Below are 22722 nucleotides of genomic sequence, written 5' to 3'. Positions count from 1 at the left end.
ACCAGCAGGAAGCCCGATAAAATCGCAATCAAATTGAGAGGTTGAATAATGAGCGGTGGGCAAAGCAAAATTGAGTGGACCGAGCGCACGTGGAACCCAACGGTGGGCTGCACGAAAATCTCCAAGGGCTGCAAAAACTGCTACGCCGAAGGGATGGCGAAGCGCCTGCACGCCATGGGAACGCCTGGCTACGAGAACGGCTTCAGGCTGAATATCCTGCCGGGTCGCCTCGACGAGCCGTTGAAGCGTAAGAGCCCGACGGTGTACTTCGTCAACTCGATGTCCGACTTGTTTCACCGCTCCGTTCCGGATGCCTACATCACACAGGTGTTCGACTCTATTCGAGCCTGTCCGCAACACACCTTCCAGATTCTCACGAAGCGTGCGGAGCGCCTCGCGAGCTACTGCAGTCGCAGGGACATTCCTGTGAACGCCTGGCTCGGCGTGACCGTAGAGGACCGCAAGTATGGTGTGCCTCGTATCGATGAGCTGCGTGAGGTAGAAGGCGGCGTACGCTTCCTGTCAGTCGAGCCTCTTCTCGAAGACATTGGCACCCTCAATCTTGAGAATATCGACTGGGTCATCGTCGGCGGGGAATCCGGACCGAAGGCGCGTCCGATGCGGGAAGAATGGGTGCACAACGTCAAGCTCCAATGCGAAGAACAAGGCGTGAAGTTCTTCTTCAAGCAATGGGGGGCATGGGGCCGCGATGGCGTCCGGCGCTCAAAGGGGGCGAACGGACGCCTCCTCGACGGTCGGACCTGGGACGACATGCCAGAGCGCGTATTGCTTACGTGAAGAAGCGCCGCTGTGGCGAGTATTCGATGATGTCGGACGCGTTGTAGTGCTTTGATGGCCGCCGCGCCCTGTCTTCCTTGTTCGACACCACGATGTTGCCTTCGGCGTGCAAACCCCGGATGACCATCTTTAGCCGCGCTTCATCGGCGATGGTGTTCGAGATATGTTCGGTCAGCAACTGCCGCAATGTGAGCGGTTCCTGTCGGCTCGATAGTACCCGGCCAAGGTCATCCTTCAACGTCTCAATGCAGAGCTGTGCGCCGCCGGTATCGAAAAGGATGGACTGCCCGGTGTATTGCTCGTCCCGTTTTGGGTCATAGCCGAGGATGAAGAGCCCAGGCTCGAGCTCATGACCGAACTCGCTCGAATGCTCCCAGTGCAGCGACTTCATCACGTCATGAGCCTTGTACTGCCGCGACAGGTGCACGAGCCAGTAGCTCCAAGGATTCGCCGAGTCTGGCCGGACGAAGAACAGGGTCATGTACGGCGCACCCGTTTCAGTCTTGATGCCGTGCGCGACGTAGCGCTGGAGCGCGGCCCGTCCATGCTCCGCTTTGATTTGGCCGAGTTGGGTCCAAGGAATGTATTTCTCGATGCCGATTCCCCGAACAGCCTTGCGATTCGGCTCAGTGTCACTGATGTAGGTGAGGAGCGAGTCGACGTTGAAGGTCATGATGACCTCTGCGTTTGGCAACTCTGTCATCAGCCACCGCAGCTTTTCCATCGGAACGGCGTTATAGCTGTACTGGTCGAGCAGAAAAATCGCCCGGTTACCGCCTTTGCGCTCTTTGATGCGCTTCACGATTCCCGGTAGTTCGTCAAGAAAGCCACCCTTCAACACTTTCGACCGCGCGAAGTCCTGTTGCGCGACCGCGCCTTCAACTCGCCGTTTTTCCAGATGCTGACTCAGATACTCTGCAGATTGTGGTTTCTTCTCCACAAAGAAAAACTCAGCATCGACCTCGCGCAGTGTACGTCGACCAACGTTCAGGTTGGCACGGGCCAAATATGCGCCGCGCATCATAAGCAGTGGCGTGCCGTCGACCGACTCAGCTTTGTCGTTAAGGTATTCCCCGCCACCAGCGAAACCGTCCACTAACGTCAAAGTTAGTTTGGGCATAGTAGGCATACTCATCAGGGTTTCGATGTACTGCTGAACGTACTGTTCGACAATCGAATGCTTGACGGCACTGTGCTGGTCAAGAATCGGTGGACGATGCCCAACCTGCCAGAAATACTTGTCTTCTGTCTTCGCCATTCTTGGTTTTATGGGGCCCTTGGTCTCTCAAAAGATTATCAGGTTTTAGTAGTTATTTCGAAATCACGGCATACTATTTCACTTCCTACTGAGCGCTGAAATACGAGAAAAAGCGTCCCCATGAAAAACGACGACGAGATTGTCATCGACCCGGCAGACGGTTTGCCGGTGATGAAGGTTGGTCCCTGGTCGGAAGACAAGCACGTTGCACTGTCACGATATGTGGATGCGGCGCGAAAGGCTCGGGCGAAGTGGCCCTATGCCTCGTTTATCGACCTTTTCTCTGGGCCGGGACGCGTACTGAACCGTGAGTCTGGTGTTATATCTGACGGTGGCGTCCTGTCGGCGTGGCGCATGTCAGAGCGAGGAGGCGTGCCGTTCAACGAGATGTTCATCGCTGATGCCGACGCGGGAAGCGTGGAGGCTTGTTCTGCGCGACTTCGCGACGCAGGTGCCACGGTACAGGCCTATGTAGGTAGCGCATCCAAGACCGTAGACCAAGTGCTCGGCAAGCTGCCTCGGGGACTGCATTTCGCCTTCCTCGACCCGTTCAATATCGAGCACCTCGACTTCGAGATTATCCGCAAGCTCGCGGCGCGACCGAACATCGACCTACTGATTCACTTCAGCGTCATGGACGTTCAACGAAACATTGGGGGCGACTTCAATCTGGCCAGTTCGAGGTTGGATGCCGCCGCGCCGGGTTGGCGCAGCAAGCTGCGGTTGAGAGAGGTTCCGAAGCGCGAGCAGGTCGGTGCGTACCTGGAGTATTGGGAGTCACTCGTGACAGACCTTACCAAGATGCAGGTTGCGCAATCCAAACCGCTATTCGTCAACATGAACAAGGGGCCGCTGTATCGCCTTATCCATCTTGCCCGCCATCCACTTGCGACCAAGCTCTGGAATACCGCTGCGTTGCCGGCAGCGAAGCAGCAGTCGTTCCCAGGTATGTGACGCCGATGCCGACTCTCTGCAACACATGTGAACACGTTACGACCCACTGACAACGATACCGTGACCAAGCCAGTTAGTGAAATGAGCGAGAACGAGCGCCGCCTTAAGAGCCTCATGCGTACCCATTCAACATGGGCGAAGGTGTCCACGCTGACCGCAGAAGATTCCGACGTCGAAGTTTCGGAACCCGACCCAGTCGTGTTGCGCCGCGCCTTCGATGCTTTTGTTGCTCAAATCGGAGTCGACGCCTGGCTCACCCGACGCGATGCCATCGCCGCGGAGTTTCAGAGAAAATCTGCCGAGCTCATGGGCTACGTCGATGCGCCCTTGCTTGCGTTCGACGACACCATCGCGTGGTATCTCTATTTATGCGAGTTGGCTATCGCTCGCCCGTACGAGATGCCGACATACTACTCCTCGCGAACGCTGCCATTCATAGGGGTGATTGGACGCAAACTGCAATATGCAGGGTCCGTTAAGAATCTTGATGCCAAGCTGCGAGAGACGATGACAGACCGCAAGCGCGAGCCTGACGGGTTCATATTCGAAGTGATTGTGGCGCTCTCGTATGCCGAATTGGGATGGACTGTGGAGTTCCTCCCGGAAGGTGGTGACCCGACACCCGATATGCGCGTTGAACGGTCCGGGGTAAAACTTCTGGTCGAATGCAAGCGAATGTCGTCGCGGTCTCAGTATGCGATTGAAGAGGAGGCGCTTTGGAGGCTCCATTGGGAAGAAGCCGTTCCGTCCTTGCGCGAACAGGGCCAATCGGTTTGGCTGGACGTCGTGGCGCACGCCAGATTAGAGACCTTGCCGAACGACTGGTTGTCCAAGCGAATTGCAGGGCTACTGCCACTTATAGATAACGACGCAACTTCATCCGACGAAAATGCTACTGTTCGGGTGCGACTGATTGACCGTAAAGCACTCGATTCTGACCTCAAATGGAGCTCATTGAAGTTGGCTGGCTCGAAGTTGCGCCATTTGCTCGGCGGCGACTGGGTCCCAGAAAATGCGATTACGTCACTGTCGGTGGATGGCGAGAGAAAAGACTCAAGCGAAACTCCCGGCTATTTTTCGACGTTTCTCAACACAGTGGATTGGGCGAGTGGAGCGACGTTCAGTTGCGATGCGGACGATGCAATCGAGCGGAAAGCACGGGACGTGAAGACCACAATAGCGCGCGCCGTACGCCAGCTTCCCAACGACCAACTCGCTGTCCTGCATGTCGCATTTGAGACGTTGGAAGGCCCTGGTGTTGAGGCTCAACGAAGGAAAAAAGTTATCTCATCCGTTGAGCGCATGGAGTCGATGAAAGCTGTTATCGCAATCGTTCTACACGCGCTGGGGCCGGTGGATAGTAAGGACCAGGTGATAGTCATCGACGAGACTTCGTCCGACTTCTGGCGTGGGCCACCGATGAAAAATTTCATTCCAAACATGGTCATTTTACCAGCTGGCTATGGCGCGCAATCCCGCAAAGGCGCTCATTGGCTATAACGTCAGCAGCTCCCAAAAGCAAGTCCGGAGCGGAAGCAGCATTTCGGTCTAGGCGAGCAGCGCCGAGTAGCCGAGTTTCTCGACTGGTCGGTCTCACGGCGCCTACTCCGGTGGCGTTGGCTCACGCCGCGAGCTTGTGCTCGTAGTAAGGCCGGTCCTTGTCATCAAGGATGGCGTACATCGCATCCAGGCTTGATGCTTCCGGATTCAGCCACGCTTCAATGTTCTCGGGCTTGATGGGAATGATGCACCGGTCATGGCCGGCCGCTTCAATCTCCGGCGGCGGGTCATCGGTAATGGCCGCGAACGACAACAGGTCGGGCTCACCCGGCTTAGTCCATCGCGACCACAGGCAGGCAACGTGCATCACTTGCCGGTTGCTCGGTTGAAACTCGAGGACGACGTTCTCGTCCTTATTGTGCGTCTCAAGAAGAGTGCCTTCCATCTTTGCCCTCTTCACGTTCTCGTAGAAGACCTCGACGAGCATCACGCCATGCGTTTGACCAAAGCACGACTTCCAGAAGCCATCCAATGAATCTTTGCGCGCATTGTATGTTCCGGGATATTTCATATCGAAACTGGCCGGCGTGCCCGCGACCCGGCACTGGTAGCGCATCGGCTTGACGACATATTCGCCGTTCTCCATCACCAGCACCGGCGCGTACCACCCCGGAAAGATGCGGGAATCGCGAGGCTTCGAGTCGGTCCGGTTGACGTCTTCAATGCGGCGTAGCGCGGCCTCGATTTTGTCGGTAGCGATGCGTCGGCTTTCGGTCGCAGCCTTCGTCACCTTCGATTCCAGCTTGCGCTCGGCTTCCGTCAGTCGGGTGCGCTGCTTGAAGAGCTCCTGCTCAAGTTTCGTTTTCTGCTGGGCGCAGGTCGTGTCGATGAGTTGCCGTATCTCACGCTCGTCGTCGGTCTGCGGGTCGCGGAACGCATCGTCGAATGCCTTCGGCGTCTTTGCGCCGCTCCCTTCGGCCTGCAGGAAATAGAGGCGCGCGAACTCGGCAATGTCCATGTGCGCGCCGAACATCCGCACATACCGGCGATAGTCCGCCCAGACTTGAGCTGAGTAGCACATGCGTCACCTCCGTTGACTGCACCGCGTTTCGGTCCCGATGCATGACCCGCCGCATCCCCGACAGTAATGTCGGTCGCGCACGCTATCGTCGACTCGCGGGTTCGTTGGCTCGCCCGCGCTGCTGCACGTGACCGCTGTCCAATGGTCGCATCCCTGAATGTATGACGCAAATCTGCCACGACGCAGCAACTTCAGACATCGAACGCTATCGCGCGAATCTGTTATCAAAGCCAGCGAGAAATACACAAAAAAGGGTCACTAAGGAAATCGGTTTTTAATATACAATACTGTACATTCATACAGTATTCGCGATGAATTACCGCCTGTCCGACACCTGCACTGCCCTGACTCCAGCCGCCCGCGTTAGTCGAAGCATTGCACGGGGCGACGTCGCGGGAGTTGCCGGTACCCAAACCCCGCGTGGGCGGGTTGCCGAACCACTGACGGTTTATTGTCCGGCCCAGCAAGGTCGCGAATGGTGACAAGAAATGCAACGAGCCGCACCCACACAACGTTCAGACATTTCGAAGTTCGCCACATTTCCACTCGTTATGCCTGTGCTACATTGCATGCGCATCGCGCCAACCACGCGCGAGAAAATTAATACCAAACAGCATACTGAGGGCAGCGTGGCAAACGAAATTGCGGGTCTTGTTGTTCACAAATTCGAGAAAGAAACACACGCAAAGGGGACGATTGTTCCGCGTAAAACGGTCATTAAGGTGACTAAGCCGGTTCAGCGTCTTGTTGACGCCTTGCACGGGCTTTATAGCGATAAAGCAAGTAAGGGCTACGGGAAGTTTGAAGATAATGAAGACAACTTTCCGATGCAGCGTCGCGTGCGCGAATATTTCATCGACAAATCCAGTGACTTTCTGGATTTTTCGCTAGCAGCGATGGGCATCCTCAAGGGCAAGGCCGATGACGCGCCCTTGTCTACAGGTGGTTATGTGCTCATTTGCCACCTAGTTAGCGGCGAGCGGAATTACTTGCTGTTCGCTATCGTGACTGAGACCCTTGGTAGCGCCATCACGGAAAACCTCGACATTGTCGACTCTGAGCACGTCGACCTTAGTAACTTCCGCCTTGCTGGCCGCATTGACCTCACCGGTTGGACAGAAAAAATCGACCGCTATATCGGCTTTCTGAAGGGAAAGAAGAGTGAACAAGTCTCTGGTTATTTCCGGCACTTCATGGGGTGTGATGATGCCGTGCTTGCGAAGGCAGAGACTCAAAAGCTCACTTCGGCACTTCAGGCCTTCGCCTCTCAGAACATCGCAGACGTGAAAGAAAGAGACGCTTGGCTTGGGAAAGTCTTTGATTTATGCGATGAATTGGCAAAAAAGAAAGCGCCGTTTATCGTTGAAGATTTTTGCAACGCGGCTTGGCCGCAGGAGCCGGCTGCTATCAGTAAGGTCTTCAGCGACGCCTCGGTCGAGCTGGCGGACGGGTTCGTCCCAGACAAAGCCGCTCTGAGCCCATTGGTGAAATTCCAGGCTCAGACGAATTTCTGGAAAGTGGAAGTAACGCGGAAGGCGTTCAACGACGGCCAAGCGGTCTACAACAGCAAGAACGGCACGCTCACGCTTCACAATCTGCCTGACGATTTCAAGCAGAAGCTAAACGCTGAAGAGCAAGATGAGTGATACAGGATTCGATTACCTCGTCACGCTTTACCGAGCCACCAAATTCACAGGGGAGCGTAAAGGCGAGTTGGACATTACGAATCAGGGCATTTGCGATGCCCTGAAAGTGTGTCTCAATGATTTGCATGAGTATTCAGTTGCTATCACCGAAGATACAACCGCAGTCGCCGTTGGCAACACTGTTCATGTGGAGTTCGGGGAACCGAAGCTCGGGCTCGGAATGCTCACTGACGATATGACCGGCTTGTTGAAGGCGCAGCGACATCGTCTCAAAGAGCCCAAGAATTATTTTCTCATTGAGCGCAAGTTCGCGAAAGGCGATGCTGACCCTCCTGCTGAGGTTCAGCAATACCGGCGTTTGTTGCAACTCGTCGAGCTGCTGGAGACTGTGGCCGCATACCTCGATAGGGATGCGGGCAAGCTCGTGTTCGTGCATGGTGGTCGATTTGAGATGCCCATCGCGTACACGGTGAAAGACTTGGCCATCATGGACGAAGCTGCAACAAGCAAGCTGCTCGCATTCGTCGGCGATGACGCCTTCAACGAGAAGAAACTTGGCATTCTCGAAGGTGCGATTCGTGAAACTTGCCAGCCATATGCTGAGCCCGACCGGTTCTCAGGACTTCTGGCCAATCTGCCCGAGTTGGCGGAAAAGGCGACTCACGGCTATCGGGTCTTCATCTCTGAATTCTCGTACGACAAGATTCGTGATGCACTCGAAACGGCCAAGGTTGAATACGCCGCAAAAATTCACAAGGTATTTACCGATATCCAGACACAGATTCTGACCATCCCGGTGGCCACCATTGTGGTCGCCACACAGATGAAGTCAGCGACCACTTATGGCTACGAGTTTTGGGTGAATACTGCCGTGCTAGCCGGCGTTTGGGTCTTCGCCATTCTCGTAAGCTTCCTGCTAGTGAATCAGCGATTTACGCTTGCGGTTATTGACGGAGAAATTAAGCGGCAGAAAGAGCACACCAAGAAGAACTATGAAGCCATAGCTGAGCAATTCGCTGGCGTATTCGACTTCCTGTTGAAGCGCCTTTGGTGGCAACGCGTCGCGCTAGTAGCCGTCGCAGTTGTACTTGCAACTGGTTTAGTGCTGGCTCATGTCGTCTATTTCAGGCTTACCAACCCTGAACAAGACTCGCATCTTGCAACAGCTAAGGCCGACGTTACCCAGAAAGCAGGGCGTGGCGTGGCTACGAACGCAAGTGGTGTTACTGCGGGTTCGTCGTCGGTAAGCCCTAAGGCCGGCGCTGCGACCTCGACGTCATCCGCGGCCAATGCGCGTTCAGCGTCGGCGGCCAAAGTTGCTCACTCGCAAGCTAGCTCAGCGGCCGGCAAATAGTTGCGCAGTGGTGAGCTAACTGACTACGTTTGGCCCGTCCCGTCGCCCCAATCGGCAACTTCCAGCAAGCGCGAGTCAGTTCACGGCGGCGATAGTCCGCCCAGACTTGAGCTGAGTAGCACATGCGTCACCTCCATTGACTGCACCGCGTTTCGGTGCCGATGCATGACCCGTCACATCCCCGGCAGTAATGCCGGTCCCGCACACTATTGTCGACTGGCCAGCAATTCGGGTTGTCACTCGCCTTCGTGCCGACCGTCCGGCCATTCTCCCGTGCGAAAAAGGTCGGCTCGCCCGCCTTGCCGCTTGCGACCGCCTGGTCGATGGTCGCATCTCCGAACGCCGCGCGCAATTCGGTCACGAACGCCGCAATCTCCGGCATCGGGTGCTTTCGAACAGGCACGTCCATCATGCGTTTCCTATGGCGGCTTAAAAGGGACACTTCACATACAGGGTTTTTGATATAGGATACTGTACATCCATACAGTATTTTTGCAAATTGGCCACCTTACCCCAATACGTCGAGTCGATTCACCCAGCGCTTTGGCGCGGGGCGCAGCTCGCGCGTGCCCACGGCAGGACAGTCGATACGGGCTACGCGGCCCTGTCGGCCGAACTACCCGGCAGTGGCTGGCCGTTGGGCGCACTGGTGGAACTGCTGGTTCAGCAGCCCGGGATTGGCGAGATGCGGCTTTTGAAGCCGGCGCTCGCCGAGTTGAGCGCGCGGCCGATTGCGCTACTGCAGCCACCGCACGTGCCGAATTCGGTGGCGTTCTCATACCTCGGCTTGCCAGTCGAGCGGCTCATGAGACTGAGGGCACCGAAGACGGCGGACGCGCTCTGGTGTGCGGAGCGTGTGCTTCAGGCGAAGAGCTGCGGCGCACTCATTCTGTGGCAGCAGCACATCCGTACCGAGGCGCTGCGGCGATTACATCTGGCGGCGCAGGCGTCCGAAACGCTGCTCGTACTCATCCGGCCACTGGCGAGTGCGCAGGACGCATCACCCGCCACGCTTCGGTTGGGAGTCAGACCCGCTGACGGCGGCCTCGTCGTCGATGTCGTCAAGCGACGGGGCCCAACACGAAGCGAAACGCTGTCCATCACCCTGCAACCGTCACCGATTCTTCTCAGCCCTTATGGCCGTGTTCGTCGCCATCTTCCTGCCCCGGCTTTCGCTGGAGGTGTTTCGTCCGAGGTGGTCGCCTCGGACTGAGCACGGCTGCGTCGTGCTGGAACGCGACAAGGTAGTGGTAGCGGATGCAATGGCGCGGGAAGCCGGTGTGCTGCCGGGAATGAAACGGGGTGGCGTAATCACCATGTCACCCGACGCCCTGATGTACGACCGGAGCGTCGAGCGCGAGCGTGACATGCAGCGCGAAGTCGCCTTCGGTCTGCTGCGCTTCTCGCCGCAGGTTGGGGTCTGCGACGAGGAAACTATCGTTATGGACGTGACTGCCAGCCTGCGTCTCTTCGGTGGCATCCGGCACGTCTGCGCCCTGATACTCGATGTCGTGAAGACCGTCGGCGTGACCGTTCGCATGAGCGTGGCGCCGACAGGCCAGGGCGCGTGGCTGCTCGCCAAGCGGGGCCGATGCCGCGTGCTCAAGATGCCGTCACTCGAGCGAAACCTTAACGCTCTGCCGTTCACGGTCGTGCAGGAGCTTCGCGCATTCGCGGACTGGTTTCAGGGCCTCGGCTGCAGAGTGCTGGGCGACATCCGCCGCCTCCCTCGCGCCGGGCTGAAGAAACGCTGCGGTGTGGGCTTGCTTGATGCGCTCGACCGCGCCTATGGTCTGTCGCCCGAGTTGTATCAATGGCTGGAAATGCCACCGACATTTAGCGCGCGCGCCGAGCTTCCCGACCGTGTCGAGCATGCCGAAGCCATCCTGTTTTCCGCGAAGCGTCTCATCGTCCAGATGTGCGGCTGGCTCAGCGCGCAGCAGCTCGCGCTGACCCACGCCACCGTGTCACTTGAACATGAGCGTGGACGTGAAGCCGTCGAGCCGACCGTCCTCGAAATCGCACTCGCCGAACCGACGTGGCATGAGGGACACCTTGTCCGCCTGCTGAAGGAGCGTCTCGGGCGGGCTGAGCTGCCGGCCGCCGTCCTCGCAGTGCGCCTGACGGCAAGCAGCGTGCAGCCCGCGGTGCCACCCAGCAATTCGCTGTTCCCTGACCCGGGTGGTTTAGCCGAAGACCACAACCGTCTCATCGAATTGCTGGTCGCGCGACTCGGCGCGGAGAATGTGGAGCGCGCGGCGCCAACATGCGACCACCGGCCGGAGATGGCAAACCGCTGGGTGACCGTCCAGGCCGATGCAAAAGTACAGGCGCCACCGCCTGGTCTACCTCGACCCATCTGGCTGCTCGAGGAACCCATCAAGCTGATGATGAAGAACCATCGACCGTTTTACGGTTCGCCGCTCAAGCTCGTCTCGATGGGCGAGCGCATCGAAGCCGGATGGCATGACAGCGAAGCGGTCACGCGCGATTACTATGTCGCGGAGGCTGCCGACAGAAGCTGCTACTGGATTTATCGAGAACGACCTATGGTCAGGACGGAAGAAGTCCGCTGGTTTCTCCACGGTCTTTTCGGGTAATACGGTGCCGTCATGGACTTTCCATCGTCGATGCTGCCAGACTACGCGGAGCTTTTTGCCTTCACCAACTTTTCGTTTCTTCGTGGCGCGTCTCACGGAGAAGAGCTGGTGCAACGTGCATCCCAGCTTGGCTATTCAGGCCTTGCAATAACCGACGAGTGTTCGCTCGCAGGCGTCGTGCGTGCCCATGTCGAGGCGAAGAAGGCAAAGCTGCCACTGGTCATCGGCTCGTATTTCCAGCTTGTGCATGCGGACAGGACTTCGGCCTTCGGCCTCATCCTGCTGGCGCAGAACCGTGAAGGCTATGGCAACCTCTCCGAGCTCATCACGCTGGGACGTATGCGTGCGGCAAAGGGTGAATACCTGCTCACGCCGCACGATATATCGAAGCCCGAGAAAGGCTACACACATCTCCGCGGCATGCCGAACTGCCTTGCCATCCTAGTGCCGGATTTCCCCGCGAAAGAAGATGTGCTTTCAGCCCAGCTTGAGTGGATGAACGATGTGTTTGAGAGCCGGGCATGGGTAGGCCTCACGCTGCACCAGCGCGCGATGGACGACATTCATCGCGGCATCGTCGAGCATGTGGCTGACCAGTATCGGGTGCCAGTGGTGGCGACGGGTAACGTTGTGATGCACGTCAGGTCACGCAAGCCGCTGCAGGACACGATGACGGCAATCCGGCTGCGCAAGACCGTCGCCGAATGCGGATACGACCTCGCCCCCAATGCTGAAGGTCATCTGCGCTCTCGATTCAGACTGGGCAACCTGTATCCGACGCACGCGCTCTACGAGACGCTTAACATTATCGAGCGCTGCAACTTTTCGCTCGATGAGCTGCGTTACGAATATCCCGACGAGCTGGTACCAGTTGGCTTCACGCACGAAGCGTATCTGCGACAGGAGACGTACATCGGTGCGCACCGGCGCTATCCCAATGGCATCCCGCACAGCGTGCAGGAGCAGATTGAGTACGAGCTGCAGCTTATTCACGAACTGGAATACGAGGCCTATTTCCTCACGGTCTATGACATCGTGCGTTTCGCCCGGAGCCAGCACATTCTGTGTCAGGGACGTGGGTCGGCTGCAAATAGCGCAGTCTGCTATTGCCTCGGCGTGACGGAGGTTGACCCGTCGCGCGGCAACATGTTATTCGAGCGCTTTATTAGCAAGGAACGCGGTGAGCCGCCCGACATCGACGTCGATTTCGAGCACCAGCGCCGTGAGGAGGTCATCCAGTACATCTACCGGAAGTACGGACGAGACCGTGCTGCGATTGCGGCGGCGGTATCGACCTACCGGCCGCGCGGCGCGCTGCGCGAAAGCGGCAAGGCGCTCGGCGTCGACCCGCAGATTGCGGACAAGGTCGCGAAGTCGCACCAGTGGTTCGACCATTCGGCGGACCTGCTTCAACGCTTCGCGGAGTCAGGCCTAGACCCTGAGAATCCGCTCATTGGTCTCTGGGCGAAGCTGGCCGCGCAGATTCTCAATTTCCCCCGGCACCTGTCGCAGCATTCCGGCGGCTTCGTCATCAGCCGGGGCAAGCTGACGCGCCTCGTGCCGGTAGAGAACGCGGCGATGGCAGACCGGTCTGCAATCCAGTGGGACAAGGATGACCTCGAAGCGCTCGGGCTACTGAAAATCGACGTACTCGCGCTCGGAATGCTGTCGGCAATCCGGCGCACGCTCGACATCGTGTCGGAGCAACGCGGCGAGCGCTTCGAGATGCAGGACATACCGGCTGAAGACGCGGCGACCTATGAAATGATTTCGCGCGCCGACACGGTGGGCGTGTTCCAGATTGAGTCGCGCGCTCAGATGAGCATGCTTCCACGTATGAAGCCGCGCGAGTTCTACGACCTCGTCATCGAGGTCGCCATCGTGCGCCCCGGGCCGATTCAGGGCGGGGCCGTGCACCCGTACCTGCGCCGCCGGCAGGGGCTCGAACCCGTGACATATCCGAGCGAAGCACTGGAGGTCGCGCTCGGTCGGACGCTCGGCGTACCCATCTTCCAGGAGCAGGTGATGCAGGTTGCAATCCTGGCTGCCGGTTTTACGCCCGGCGAAGCGGACCAGCTGCGCCGCGCGATGGCCGCATGGAAGCGCAAGGGCGGCCTCGACAAATATTACGACCGCATCGTCAACGGGATGACGGAGCGCGGGTACACAAAAGACTTCGCAGAGTCCATTTTCCAGCAGATTCATGGTTTCGGCGAATACGGCTTTCCGGAGAGCCATGCGGCGTCGTTCGCGTTGCTCGTCTATGCGAGCAGTTGGTTGAAGTGCCATGAGACGGAGGCGTTTCTTGCAGCGATGCTGAACAGCATGCCCCTCGGCTTTTACTCCCCTTCGCAACTCATTCAGGATGCTCAGCGGCACGGCGTGAAGGTACTGCCGGCAGACGTCACCATCAGCGGCTGGGATTCGGTCCTCGAGCGTCACGAATCGGAATCGAGGCCGGCTGTGCGTCTGGGCCTGTCGCTGCTGAAGGGCATGAAGGACGGTGCCGCCGAACGTATTGAAGCCGCGAGAGCAGTGAAACAGTTTGCCAGCGTCAGCGACCTTGCCAAACGCGCGCAGCTCGACCGGAAGGACCTTCAGGTTCTGGCCGCCGCGAATTCGCTGTCGTCGCTCGCCGGCAACCGGCGCGAAGCCCTCTGGACGTCCGTCGCCGCGGTACCCGACCGTGACATTCTTGCCGATGCGCGCGCGGATGATGAAACGCCTGTGCTTGGCGCGCCGTCAGAGGGCGAAGACATCGTCGCCGATTACAACTCGATGAGCCTCACGCTCGGCCGGCATCCCCTTTCGCTGCTGCGGCCGGTGCTGCTCGAACACCGTCTTGTTCCGGCCGCGACGCTCATGACGTATCGCAACGGCAGGCTCGCTCGCGGTTGTGGTCTGGTCACGGTACGTCAACGACCAGGGACGGCGAAAGGCGTGATGTTTCTGACCATCGAGGATGAGACCGGCAATGTCAACGTCATCATCTGGACATCGGTCCAGGAGAAGTTTCGGCAGGAGGTGCTGGGCGCGTCGCTCCTTGCTGTGTACGGAACGTGGCAATGCGAGGGCGAGGTCCGCCACCTGGTCGCCCAGCGACTTGTCGATATGTCGCATTTGCTCGGTGGGCTTACCGCCGTCAGTCGAAACTTCTGCTAAGCAGTTAGCCTTGAGATACCAGACAGGGTGGCGAAGTTAGCGCCCTGAGGCGAACGGCTAACGGGTGACGCTGGCTCCGAGGGGCATCTCTACGATGCTTGGGACGATGGTGAAGGCAGTGCTCACGATATGGCGACGCGCTTCTCCACCAAAGGGTATTCACGAAAATAAGGGCGAGGCAATCAGCGCGGCTTGCCTTACTCGCCTGGCGAGCCCGAGGTCAGACGACGGCCCCCTTGACAACAGTTTCCACTGAAAGTGCGCTTCGCTACCGCCCTCTCGAGAAATAACATACGGAGACTTCAGTGCTGCTGGGACCCGCGACAGCAGACTAACACCTTCCACGCGGGAAAACGATGGAGGCTATCTATGGCTACGGTTCAGAGCATGACTATCGAGGCAGCGTCGCGTATCTACTCAGCGGCGGCGAAGGCCGGGAACGGTCAGGTCAGGAAGGACTCGTTTGCGGCGAGAGCAATGAGCGCCGCAATGCGAAAAGCTCATCAGGCAAATTCGCAGGGCGCAGAGAAAGTAACGCCGGGCAAGATAAAACGGTGAATTTTAAGTGGACGGGGAGCACGCCTGTTCCCCAAACAACAGACAGTGAACATGGCAAAGTACGTTGCGAGCGACACGGCATTTCCGACAATTGGCGAAATCATCGCCTTCCTGGCCGTTCGCAGCGGCCTGGTGCTGACTGACGGCAACGACCCTGCCTATGACCACCTGAAGCAGTTCGTTCGAGAGCAAAAAGGCAAAGATTTTAGTCTTCTCGACGAAATCCTTGATGTCCTGCAAGCGCGCCTTGAAGATGATATTGCGCCACCGGGACTGGGGGACCTTTGCTTCGAGGCGTTCCGCCGCTTTCTCGATGTATACAAGTCTTTGATATTGAACAGTCGCGCCTCCATTTGGGGGCGGTCGCGCTTTGTCGAAGAGAAGCTGGTCCCCGAATTCATCATCCCATATGCGGGATGGTGGTTGAAACTATTGAACCGCGAGCCGTTTGATTTCGTTGACGTCGTCGAACTCTTGCGTTCGGAGTCGCCCCTCAAGGTCGCATTTCACTACCCATTGCATCATGCGGGTAAGTCGTGGCTTGACCTTGCTGAGATTTACTCTGGCAAGTCAGAAACGTATGCGGATAAGCCGACCGACCATGATATTGACGACAATAAGAAGCTAGTCCGGAAATGGGGTGCAGGAAAGGCCACGCCGTCGTTGGAGACATGCTTCGAGCTTCTCGACGCTCTTGGGCAGGGACAATATTCGGGCATTGTCTTTTGGGTCTGGATTGGGCGATTTCTGCAAAAAATTGACAAACAGTACCGACATTTAATTGCAGATGCCATTGAGCGAGACGCTCCGCCGCCAACACCGTCTCAGTTTGCGATGACTCTCACCGAGGAGAGTGACATGCTCGCGAGGAAAGAGATAAGCGCGGACGGCGTCTACTATCTGAGATGTCTCACCACTCTGCTGTTTTACAACAAGCATCGCATCATGGGCGACAAAGCTCGTGCAGAACAGTTGCTTGCGATTGTTAAGGAAAAGACATATGGAGTCCCGGTAGTTGGCTACTATATAACCTGGCTCGAAGCCCGATTTCATCTATATTGCCGCGATATTTCGAAGGCTTTGGCCGGCTATGAAGAAGCCTTCTATCAAGGCATGTACGGCGACAGTCAAGCGGAAACTCGGATTTTGCCGGAGTGGGCAGCAATTGCTCAGAAGGCTGGAGACAAGGCTGCGCTAAAGCGCATCGATAGCCGAATGAAGTTGTTGAGGATTTACCCGGCGGACATGAGCGCAGATGAGGTTGCCGAATTGAGAGTTAAAGCCTTCGACGATAACTTCGGTGCCGGGGTTTGCTTTATCGAGTCGTTCTTGTCCTAGTTGCTCCAAATATGAAACTTGCTAAGCTAGTCTAGCTTGGCAGCGCTGTCGACAGTTCATACGATGAGATATGTGGTCCGGGCTGCTTGCACGACACCGGCGCGAAGAGCACGACGCTTGCATACAGCATCGGGTAGCGTTTGCTCGCATTCATGCTGAACTACCGACAAGCATGCATCTATGTTGTTGAACGCCGGGCCGCATTAAAGAAGTGCCCAACGCACACCACAGGAGCGCCCATCTCGCCGTTCGAGGACAGCGAGGACACGTCGCTGGCTTGGAAAACAGCAGCATTTTCATCGTCCATGGACGACGCCGACCTCGGCTGTTGAGCGCGTCACGCACTGACCGAAAGAATATTAGCGGGTGTTGCGCTACTGGTGCGCGACTCACATCACGGGCCTGCGGAGGTGCTCGGGCAGAATGCGGTCACTGCATGCATGAACCCAGCGGGCCAATGACGTCAGGTCAACCCGCCAATCCTCCACCATCGATAGTGTGTCAGATACAACTGTCGTTGGACCAGGGCAACGGTTTGTATTGGGTGAAGTTAATGCTCCGACGTCGCTTTGACATAAGCTAAGGACAGGCGTTTGGCTTCCGAACGTTCACGCGTCTTGATGGTGAGCAAGGTTGCCTGCAGCTCAATCCGATTTATTGAACGCGACGCCGGTTTTTTCCAATTGCATTGTTTGGCACGTCCCGCACCGGTTAGCTCTTTCATGGATGGATGCATGATGCTACACGCTATAGAGTCGTCGGCTCTCGTCCTCGTGGACTTGCAGGCTAGGCTTATGCCTGTCATCCATGAGGGTACGTTGATTGTGAGTCAAGCCGCTCGGCTGGGAAAAATTGCGCAGATGCTTGGTGTCCCGGTCGTCGGCACAGAGCAGACACCGCGGCATCTTGGCGAGAACGACGAGACAATCAAAGCTCTATGCTCGCGCATCATCGTGAAGCACCATTTCGACGCGGCTGCTGAGGGCCTTGTTGACGTATTGTCATGCGAAGTCACGAGGACGATAGTTGCAGGCTGTGAGGCGCACGTTTGCGTTTTGCAGACTGCGATGGGTCTGATGAACCACGGATTGGAGGTCACCCTCGTCAGCGACGCGATAGGGTCGAGAAGACCATCGGACCGTGAGGCAGCAATAGACAGACTGGCGCGAGCTGGCGCCGAAGTCGCGACAGTGGAGATGATTGCGTTCGAGTGGTTGCGGTCCTGCCAACATCCCAAGTTTCGCGATGTCCTGAAACTCATCAAATGAACACGGCGACGCGAAAGCGTCGCCCGGTTAGCAGCGTTATGCCGACCACGACCATCCCGCGACCGACCTCGGTCTGGAAACACCTTCTTTTATCACACCGTTCCGAGCCGATGTCCTGTGATATTGACCACTTTGCTCGTACCTCTCCTCATCACAAAGCCGAAACCGTCCGGGTCAATTGCATTTCGGTTGGTTATCTTATCTGATTGCATGACGGCACGACCATGCGGTGCGATGGCGGAGATTGGGCGCTCGACTTCGTTGAGGAACTGAGCATGATTGACTCTGCGTTGAAGATGGCAGGTGTCGACACCGCACGGGTGAACAGTAGGCAGGTGTCGAGCCGGCCAAGTTGAGCTAAGCAACAATAAAAACCGATAGAGGACCTTCAAAGGTCGACCGATGCAAACTGACCAATACCGCGGATATACGTTGTGGGGCCATGCCATCCTGCAGGAGGAAGATGTCCTGCACCAGGAACGATTCGCCGGAAGCGGCACAATCATGCGCGATTCGAAGGTTGTAGTGGCGTCTGGAGTGCTTGGCGTATTCGATACTGATGAAGACGCGGAATCGGCCGGCCTTTCATGGTGTCGCGCGTGGGTCGATAGCCACGGCTAGCGATGTGGTGACTGATGTGAACCCACTCAGTCTCAAGCGCAGAGGGCATTAGAAGCGGCAGCGTGCGACAGCTCTATCGAACTCGCGTCGAAAAGCTTCGAGAGTGGACAAGCTAGAAGATGCATTGCCAAGGCGCAATGCCGATGTCCGCAATCAACTAGCGTCTAGCAAGATTCTGGGCTTGATGGAATCCGCTTGGATTTAAGCTGAGTAGCACACTCGAGCCTCCGGTCGTCGCTTCCGTGATAATCCCGTTGACCGTGGTGGAAGCGGCGGCCGGTTAGGCCGTCGGAACATGACCGTTGCGGGGCGACTTGGAACCGGATTCACTCGTTACGCTTCAGGGTACCGTCTCCGTAATGTCATTAAGCTTCCAACTCTTGTCGAACCAGGGTGCGAGCGGACCGTATAGGCGGAAAATCGTTAGCCAGCTCTTTCCAGGAATGGTCTGTACCCAGTTGCTCTCTTTGCCTGCTGGCGCCTTTGGACCGAAGTACAGGTCGACTGAGCCATCAGGATTCTTCGTGAGCCCTTTCTCACTAGATAGACTCGGAAACTGCTGGTCCGTCTGAAGCATCGAGCGCGTTTGTGTGTCGTAAAGTACGACCGACCAGAAATTGTTCACTGGAACGTTGGGTGGCACATGCAACGTGTAGTTTTTCGCACCGTCGAATGGCTTGCCGGCTGCATCATAATTCGCAGCTGCGTACTGCGAGCCGATTCCTGGCATGGCGACCGCCATCGCCGGCGTATCGACAGTAGCTGCATAGAAGAACATCGTTCGGGCGTCAAAGTTTCGCGCGCCGTTGTTCAGCCACTCATAGCTGCCGCCAACAAATGGCGTGGTCCAATGCCGGTCGGGATAAATCAGTACTGCTTTGTCGCGGTTGGCGAAGTCGATTGCACGCGCGGTCGCGTTACCGACGGCAACAGCGTCGGTGAGAATTTTCGTCATCCTTGCGTCAGGTGAGAAAGGCTTGCCTTTCTCCATCCCAATGGACGCAAACAGTCCGGTCATATCAGGACCGTACGCGCCCGCCGGCTCCTCCTGAATGATTTGATTGACCTCGCCATAGAACTTGATGTCGTTCGCATGAATCGTGTTCATGACGCGGCCAGACAAATTGACGAAGTTCGTAGGCGGAGGTGAACTGGCTTGCGAGAGAGGATACACGCGCAGGCGCTCCTTCAGGCTCGCGACACCGGGGCGCGGGTCGCCGTTCTTCATGAACGCCCGACCGAAGAGGAGGTTGCCGAACGTCGGGGACTTCACGATGTAGTATCCGCTCTTCGGCAACTGCCCCTTGTATCCGGGTGGCACAAATAGAAATTTACCGCCTTTACCCTTGTCAGGACCTGCGTTCCCAAGGTCGGTCACGTAGCGGAACCAGAAATCGTCGACCACACCTAGGATGTTCGGCGGCGTTTCAACCACTACCGGACCGTTCTTCAGGTCCATCCAGTTCCAGAAATACACCGTCTCGGTGTTCGCAGTCAGGAATAGAGACTTGGAATCCATCAGGGATTCGAACACGCCAACCGTACTGCCGACTGCGCCAACCTCTCGCAGCCCCGCACGCAGGGCGACGAGCGATGCTCCTGGAATACCGTTCAGGAATGCTTCGACTCCACGAGTGAAATCGAGGTTGTCATAGACCTTCTGTGCGGTTTCCGTTGTCGGAACACCGTCGACAAAATTGAGTTGGCCAATCCGCGTATCAACCTGGTCAGGGGTTGTGATTTCTTGCGGGATGGGAGTTGTCATCTTGTACGTAGGGGGCGCAGCGACGGCTGGCGTGCCGAGCACAGCGAGAACAACCGCGTATCGACGTCCGCATTTCGGATACTTGTACATAACAGCTCCCGATGTGACTTGTGGCGCGAGACGTTTGGCGCTTGCCATCTAGGCGCCTCGCTTGATGGTCTGATGCCTCTGCTAGTGCTTACCTGGCTTGTTCGAAGTCCGGCAACTCAAACGCCGCGTCAAAATAAGGCTGAAGTGGCCCGTAGAGTCTGAACATGGCAAACCAGGCCTTCCCGGGAACAGATGGAATCCAGTTTTTTTCCTTGCCGGAGGGGGCGTCCGCTCCAACATATATGTCCACGGAACCGTCCGCGTTCTTCAACAAATCCTGCCGGGAGGATTTGTCCGCGACGCCTTTCCCGTTATCGATTAAGACGCGCTGGTCAGTGTCGTACACCGTCAGCGACCAGAACAGTTTCGCGGGCGGATTCGCAGGCACGTGGAGAACGTAGTTTTTGCTGCCATCGAGCACCTGGTCGTCTTTGTCACGGTACTCGGCCAGATAGGCCTGCCCGACGCCGGGTGTCCGCGTAACCATGCCTTTGGATGTCGTGACCGCCTGATAGAAATAGTCGGCCCGTCCGTCCACCTGCGTGTAATACTTCGACTCCTGCGATGGGTCGAAAGCGATGACATAACGCCATTGCGCGCCGGACCGGTATTGTGCCCCCGGTGCGCGACCGTCGAATGCATTGGCCTGCGCAAATAGCTCACCTATCTTTGCGCCATCTTCGAGAATCTTGCGTTGACGTTCGTCCGGCGCAAACGGCTTGCCTTTCTCGAGGCCCAGTGGCTGAAGCATGCCCATCATGACGCGGTCGCGCTCCATGACCGGCTCCCGCTGGATAATGTCAGCAAGCCTTTCCCAATAAGCCAAGCCTCGCGGCGGAACCTGAGACCACTTTCGGCCATCGGGCCGCAGGAAGCGGGTTGGCGAGGATGAGGCACGGTCCGCGTACGAGTACATGCGGAATTTCTGAATCAAGGAATTCGCCTTCGCCGGGTCGGCGTCGAGCGCACGGAAAGCGACAAAGATGTTGACCGTCGGCGAATGAACCACGCGGTATCCGTTCGCGCGCGGGGCCTCCTGGCCAGGTCCCACTACCAGATATTTGCCGCCTTTACCTGCATCCGGCCCTGTCTCGCCCATGTCGGTTAGCGGACGCTGCCAGAAATCACCCACGCCTCCGGCAGAGTTTCCGGCAGGGTAGTCAATCACGAGCGGACCCGTTTTCGACAGGTCAGGCAAGCCGATAATGTATGGCGTCGTTGCATTCGCCGTCAAAATTCCAAGCTTGTCCTGCACTGATTGGTAAATCACCATGTCCGTGTCTTTGGCACCAAAGACGTTGCGCGCGTCGGCCTGCCATTGAGCAAAGCCAACTAGCGGCAAGGCCCACACGTACGCTTGCGATGCTCGCTGAAAATCCGACTCGTCAAAGAGCTTCTGGACAGTCTGTGCGCTGGCGGGAACACCTTCGAACAAATCGATTTTGCCGATTCGCGTGTCCACCGTCTGCGCGGAAGTGGTTCCGCAAGCCAAAACCGCCGCAGTTGCTGCCGTGAGCATTGGCAACCTCAGGATTCGGGGCATCAAAACTCCTTTCAAATAGTTCGGAAGCTTTCTGTTTAAGCCAGGCAAGCAGACGGCCCTCGCGAACCCAACACCGTACTGCCATTCCCCTCTTAACAAACTCACTGCGGCTAGCCAGACAGCCGACGTTTGAGGCTACGCAAGCTGGCGAAGCCAGCTTGCAGATTTTCACTGGAACGTGGCGCTCACCGAGAGCTGCACAGCATTGCCCTTTGGCCGATTACTTACTTCAAATTCGTTTACCCACCGCAAAGACGCAGACACGGGCGTCTTACTTACCTTGCCGGCCCAGGTCACGACTGGGCCAATACCGATGGAATGGCCGCCGGCACCATCCACGAGTGCGGCTAGCCCGCCGGAGTCGCCGCCAAGTTGCTGAATCCAACCACCGACGACACCTAAACCCCAGCCGCCTGTAAAGCGCTTGAGTGCCATCAGGTCGAGTACGCTGACAGGCGCGTTGTGATAGTGGGTGTCGTTATTGGGGGCATAAAACTCCACGCCGTAGTTCAACGACAACTCGACGTTCTCTTTTGGGAGAATCTTGGTGTACGCGACTGTGGGTGTGAAGGTCCATGTGTTCTGGCCGGCATTCGCAAGATTGTTTGTGTTGTACGCGCCCGTCGGAGCGTAAATCTGTACGCTAAGCGCAACATGGTCTGTCTTCGTCAGGTGGTAGCCTGCCACCACCGGCGTAAAGAAGATGTCGGCAAACTGCGTCGCGTGGTCATCGGGCAAACGTCCATGAAATGACGAGACATCTGTGTACTGCACTGGAACGCCAAACGAAGAGGCGAAATTCCACCCGCCTGCGGTGATGCCCCAGGTCTTGACTGCGTTGATGAGGTTGTATGAGATGTGATAGTCGAGACCCTCTGTCACTGTGCCCGCGATGGGAATCGACTTACTAGCCCCGAGCGAACCCTCGTAATAAATCGACGTAATCAAGACAATCCAGTCGTCCGTCGGCGGAACGATGCCCGCGTATGGAGCTATTTGCATCCCGGTAATGGGGCGACCGATGCCGCCTTCGGTAGCAGAGGCGCTGAGCGAAATGCTACCGGCCGTAGAGACGACACACAGAGTCGTGAGCACTCGCGAGCGAAAGAAGTAGTGGCTTGCCTGGCGGTCATTGCAGTTCATGGCCTTTCCTCGCAACTCGAAAGTATCTGACGTTTTCGGCGAA

General features: G+C 57.3%; 18 protein-coding genes. 11 read left to right on the top strand and 7 right to left on the bottom strand.

What is annotated here, in order from left to right; all coding sequences use genetic code 11:
* Positions 1 to 48 precede the first annotated feature (48 nt).
* Entirely contained in the window at positions 49 to 798 is a 750-nt protein-coding gene (locus tag LMG28727_RS16540; protein ID WP_201643396.1) for a DUF5131 family protein, read from the top strand.
* Here the strand turns inward: LMG28727_RS16540 and LMG28727_RS16535 are convergent.
* Positions 791 to 2056: a three-Cys-motif partner protein TcmP gene (locus tag LMG28727_RS16535; protein WP_201643395.1), complete on the bottom strand. Its 1266-nt coding sequence runs from the start codon at positions 2054 to 2056 to the stop codon at positions 791 to 793. The genes LMG28727_RS16540 and LMG28727_RS16535 overlap by 8 nt on opposite strands.
* Positions 2057 to 2176: 120 nt before the next feature.
* Between LMG28727_RS16535 and LMG28727_RS16530 the strand changes: the two genes are divergently transcribed.
* Positions 2177 to 3010: a three-Cys-motif partner protein TcmP gene (locus tag LMG28727_RS16530; RefSeq protein ID WP_236591994.1), complete on the top strand. Its 834-nt coding sequence runs from the start codon at positions 2177 to 2179 to the stop codon at positions 3008 to 3010.
* 60 nt (positions 3011 to 3070) lie between these two features.
* Complete coding sequence (locus tag LMG28727_RS16525) at positions 3071 to 4510, top strand: hypothetical protein (protein WP_201643394.1); 1440 nt, start codon at positions 3071 to 3073, stop codon at positions 4508 to 4510.
* Positions 4511 to 4631: 121 nt separating this feature from the next.
* Here LMG28727_RS16525 and LMG28727_RS16520 read toward each other — a convergent pair whose 3' ends face one another.
* Positions 4632 to 5591 (bottom strand): SOS response-associated peptidase family protein, encoded by a 960-nt coding sequence (locus tag LMG28727_RS16520; protein ID WP_201643393.1) that lies wholly within the window; start codon positions 5589 to 5591, stop codon positions 4632 to 4634.
* A 488-nt stretch (positions 5592 to 6079) separates the two neighbouring features.
* Here LMG28727_RS16520 and LMG28727_RS16515 point away from each other — a divergent pair, with 488 nt between their 5' ends.
* Both LMG28727_RS16515 and LMG28727_RS16510 read left to right on the top strand, forming a co-directional pair.
* On the top strand, positions 6080 to 7237 hold the full coding sequence (locus tag LMG28727_RS16515; RefSeq protein WP_201643392.1) for a nucleoid-associated protein: 1158 nt from the start codon (positions 6080 to 6082) through the stop codon (positions 7235 to 7237).
* On the top strand, positions 7230 to 8591 hold the full coding sequence (locus tag LMG28727_RS16510) for a hypothetical protein (protein ID WP_201643391.1): 1362 nt from the start codon (positions 7230 to 7232) through the stop codon (positions 8589 to 8591). The genes LMG28727_RS16515 and LMG28727_RS16510 overlap by 8 nt, the downstream gene beginning before the upstream one ends.
* A 127-nt stretch (positions 8592 to 8718) precedes the next feature.
* On the opposite strand, the gene LMG28727_RS34215 is transcribed toward LMG28727_RS16510, so the two are convergent.
* A complete protein-coding gene (locus LMG28727_RS34215) occupies positions 8719 to 9000 on the bottom strand; it encodes a hypothetical protein (protein ID WP_236592064.1) in 282 nt (93 codons plus the stop codon).
* A 90-nt stretch (positions 9001 to 9090) separates the two neighbouring features.
* Between LMG28727_RS34215 and imuA the strand changes: the two genes are divergently transcribed.
* The 4 genes from imuA to LMG28727_RS16490 all read left to right on the top strand — a co-directional run bounded on the left by imuA (position 9091) and on the right by LMG28727_RS16490 (position 16249).
* On the top strand, positions 9091 to 9804 hold the full coding sequence (gene imuA / locus LMG28727_RS16505) for a translesion DNA synthesis-associated protein ImuA (RefSeq protein ID WP_201643390.1): 714 nt from the start codon (positions 9091 to 9093) through the stop codon (positions 9802 to 9804).
* The gene (locus tag LMG28727_RS16500; RefSeq protein ID WP_201643389.1) at positions 9728 to 11191 is read left to right on the top strand and encodes a Y-family DNA polymerase; all 1464 of its coding nucleotides are present in this window, start codon (positions 9728 to 9730) and stop codon (positions 11189 to 11191) included. Before imuA ends, LMG28727_RS16500 begins: the two co-directional genes overlap by 77 nt.
* 12 nt (positions 11192 to 11203) lie before the next feature.
* Positions 11204 to 14353: an error-prone DNA polymerase gene (locus tag LMG28727_RS16495; protein WP_201643388.1), complete on the top strand. Its 3150-nt coding sequence runs from the start codon at positions 11204 to 11206 to the stop codon at positions 14351 to 14353.
* Positions 14354 to 14962: 609 nt separating this feature from the next.
* Positions 14963 to 16249 carry a hypothetical protein gene (locus tag LMG28727_RS16490; RefSeq protein WP_201643387.1) on the top strand — a complete coding sequence of 429 codons (1287 nt, stop codon included), beginning with the start codon at positions 14963 to 14965 and terminating at the stop codon, positions 16247 to 16249.
* A 550-nt stretch (positions 16250 to 16799) separates the two neighbouring features.
* On the opposite strand, the gene LMG28727_RS16485 is transcribed toward LMG28727_RS16490, so the two are convergent.
* Positions 16800 to 16973, bottom strand: a complete 174-nt coding sequence (locus LMG28727_RS16485; RefSeq protein ID WP_201643386.1) for a hypothetical protein — start codon at positions 16971 to 16973, stop codon at positions 16800 to 16802.
* 13 nt (positions 16974 to 16986) lie between these two features.
* Here LMG28727_RS16485 and LMG28727_RS16480 point away from each other — a divergent pair, with 13 nt between their 5' ends.
* Together LMG28727_RS16480 and LMG28727_RS34210 are read left to right on the top strand one after the other, a co-directional pair.
* A complete protein-coding gene (locus tag LMG28727_RS16480; RefSeq protein WP_201643724.1) occupies positions 16987 to 17517 on the top strand; it encodes an isochorismatase family protein in 531 nt (176 codons plus the stop codon).
* A 402-nt stretch (positions 17518 to 17919) separates the two neighbouring features.
* Positions 17920 to 18138 carry a hypothetical protein gene (locus LMG28727_RS34210; protein WP_236591991.1) on the top strand — a complete coding sequence of 73 codons (219 nt, stop codon included), beginning with the start codon at positions 17920 to 17922 and terminating at the stop codon, positions 18136 to 18138.
* Between the two features lie 340 nt (positions 18139 to 18478).
* Here the strand turns inward: LMG28727_RS34210 and LMG28727_RS16475 are convergent, their stop codons facing one another.
* The 3 genes from LMG28727_RS16475 to LMG28727_RS16465 all read right to left on the bottom strand — a co-directional run bounded on the left by LMG28727_RS16475 (position 18479) and on the right by LMG28727_RS16465 (position 22679).
* A complete protein-coding gene (locus tag LMG28727_RS16475; RefSeq protein ID WP_201643385.1) occupies positions 18479 to 19993 on the bottom strand; it encodes a DUF1254 domain-containing protein in 1515 nt (504 codons plus the stop codon).
* An 88-nt stretch (positions 19994 to 20081) separates the two neighbouring features.
* Complete coding sequence (locus LMG28727_RS16470) at positions 20082 to 21536, bottom strand: DUF1254 domain-containing protein (RefSeq protein WP_201643384.1); 1455 nt, start codon at positions 21534 to 21536, stop codon at positions 20082 to 20084.
* Positions 21537 to 21704: 168 nt separating this feature from the next.
* Positions 21705 to 22679, bottom strand: a complete 975-nt coding sequence (locus LMG28727_RS16465; protein WP_201643383.1) for a SphA family protein — start codon at positions 22677 to 22679, stop codon at positions 21705 to 21707.
* Between the last annotated feature and the right edge of the window lie 43 nt (positions 22680 to 22722).

Origin of the sequence: Paraburkholderia metrosideri (assembly GCF_904848625.1) — a bacterium.
GTDB lineage: Bacteria > Pseudomonadota > Gammaproteobacteria > Burkholderiales > Burkholderiaceae > Paraburkholderia > Paraburkholderia metrosideri.
This window is presented reverse-complemented; position numbering and strand designations above follow the sequence as displayed.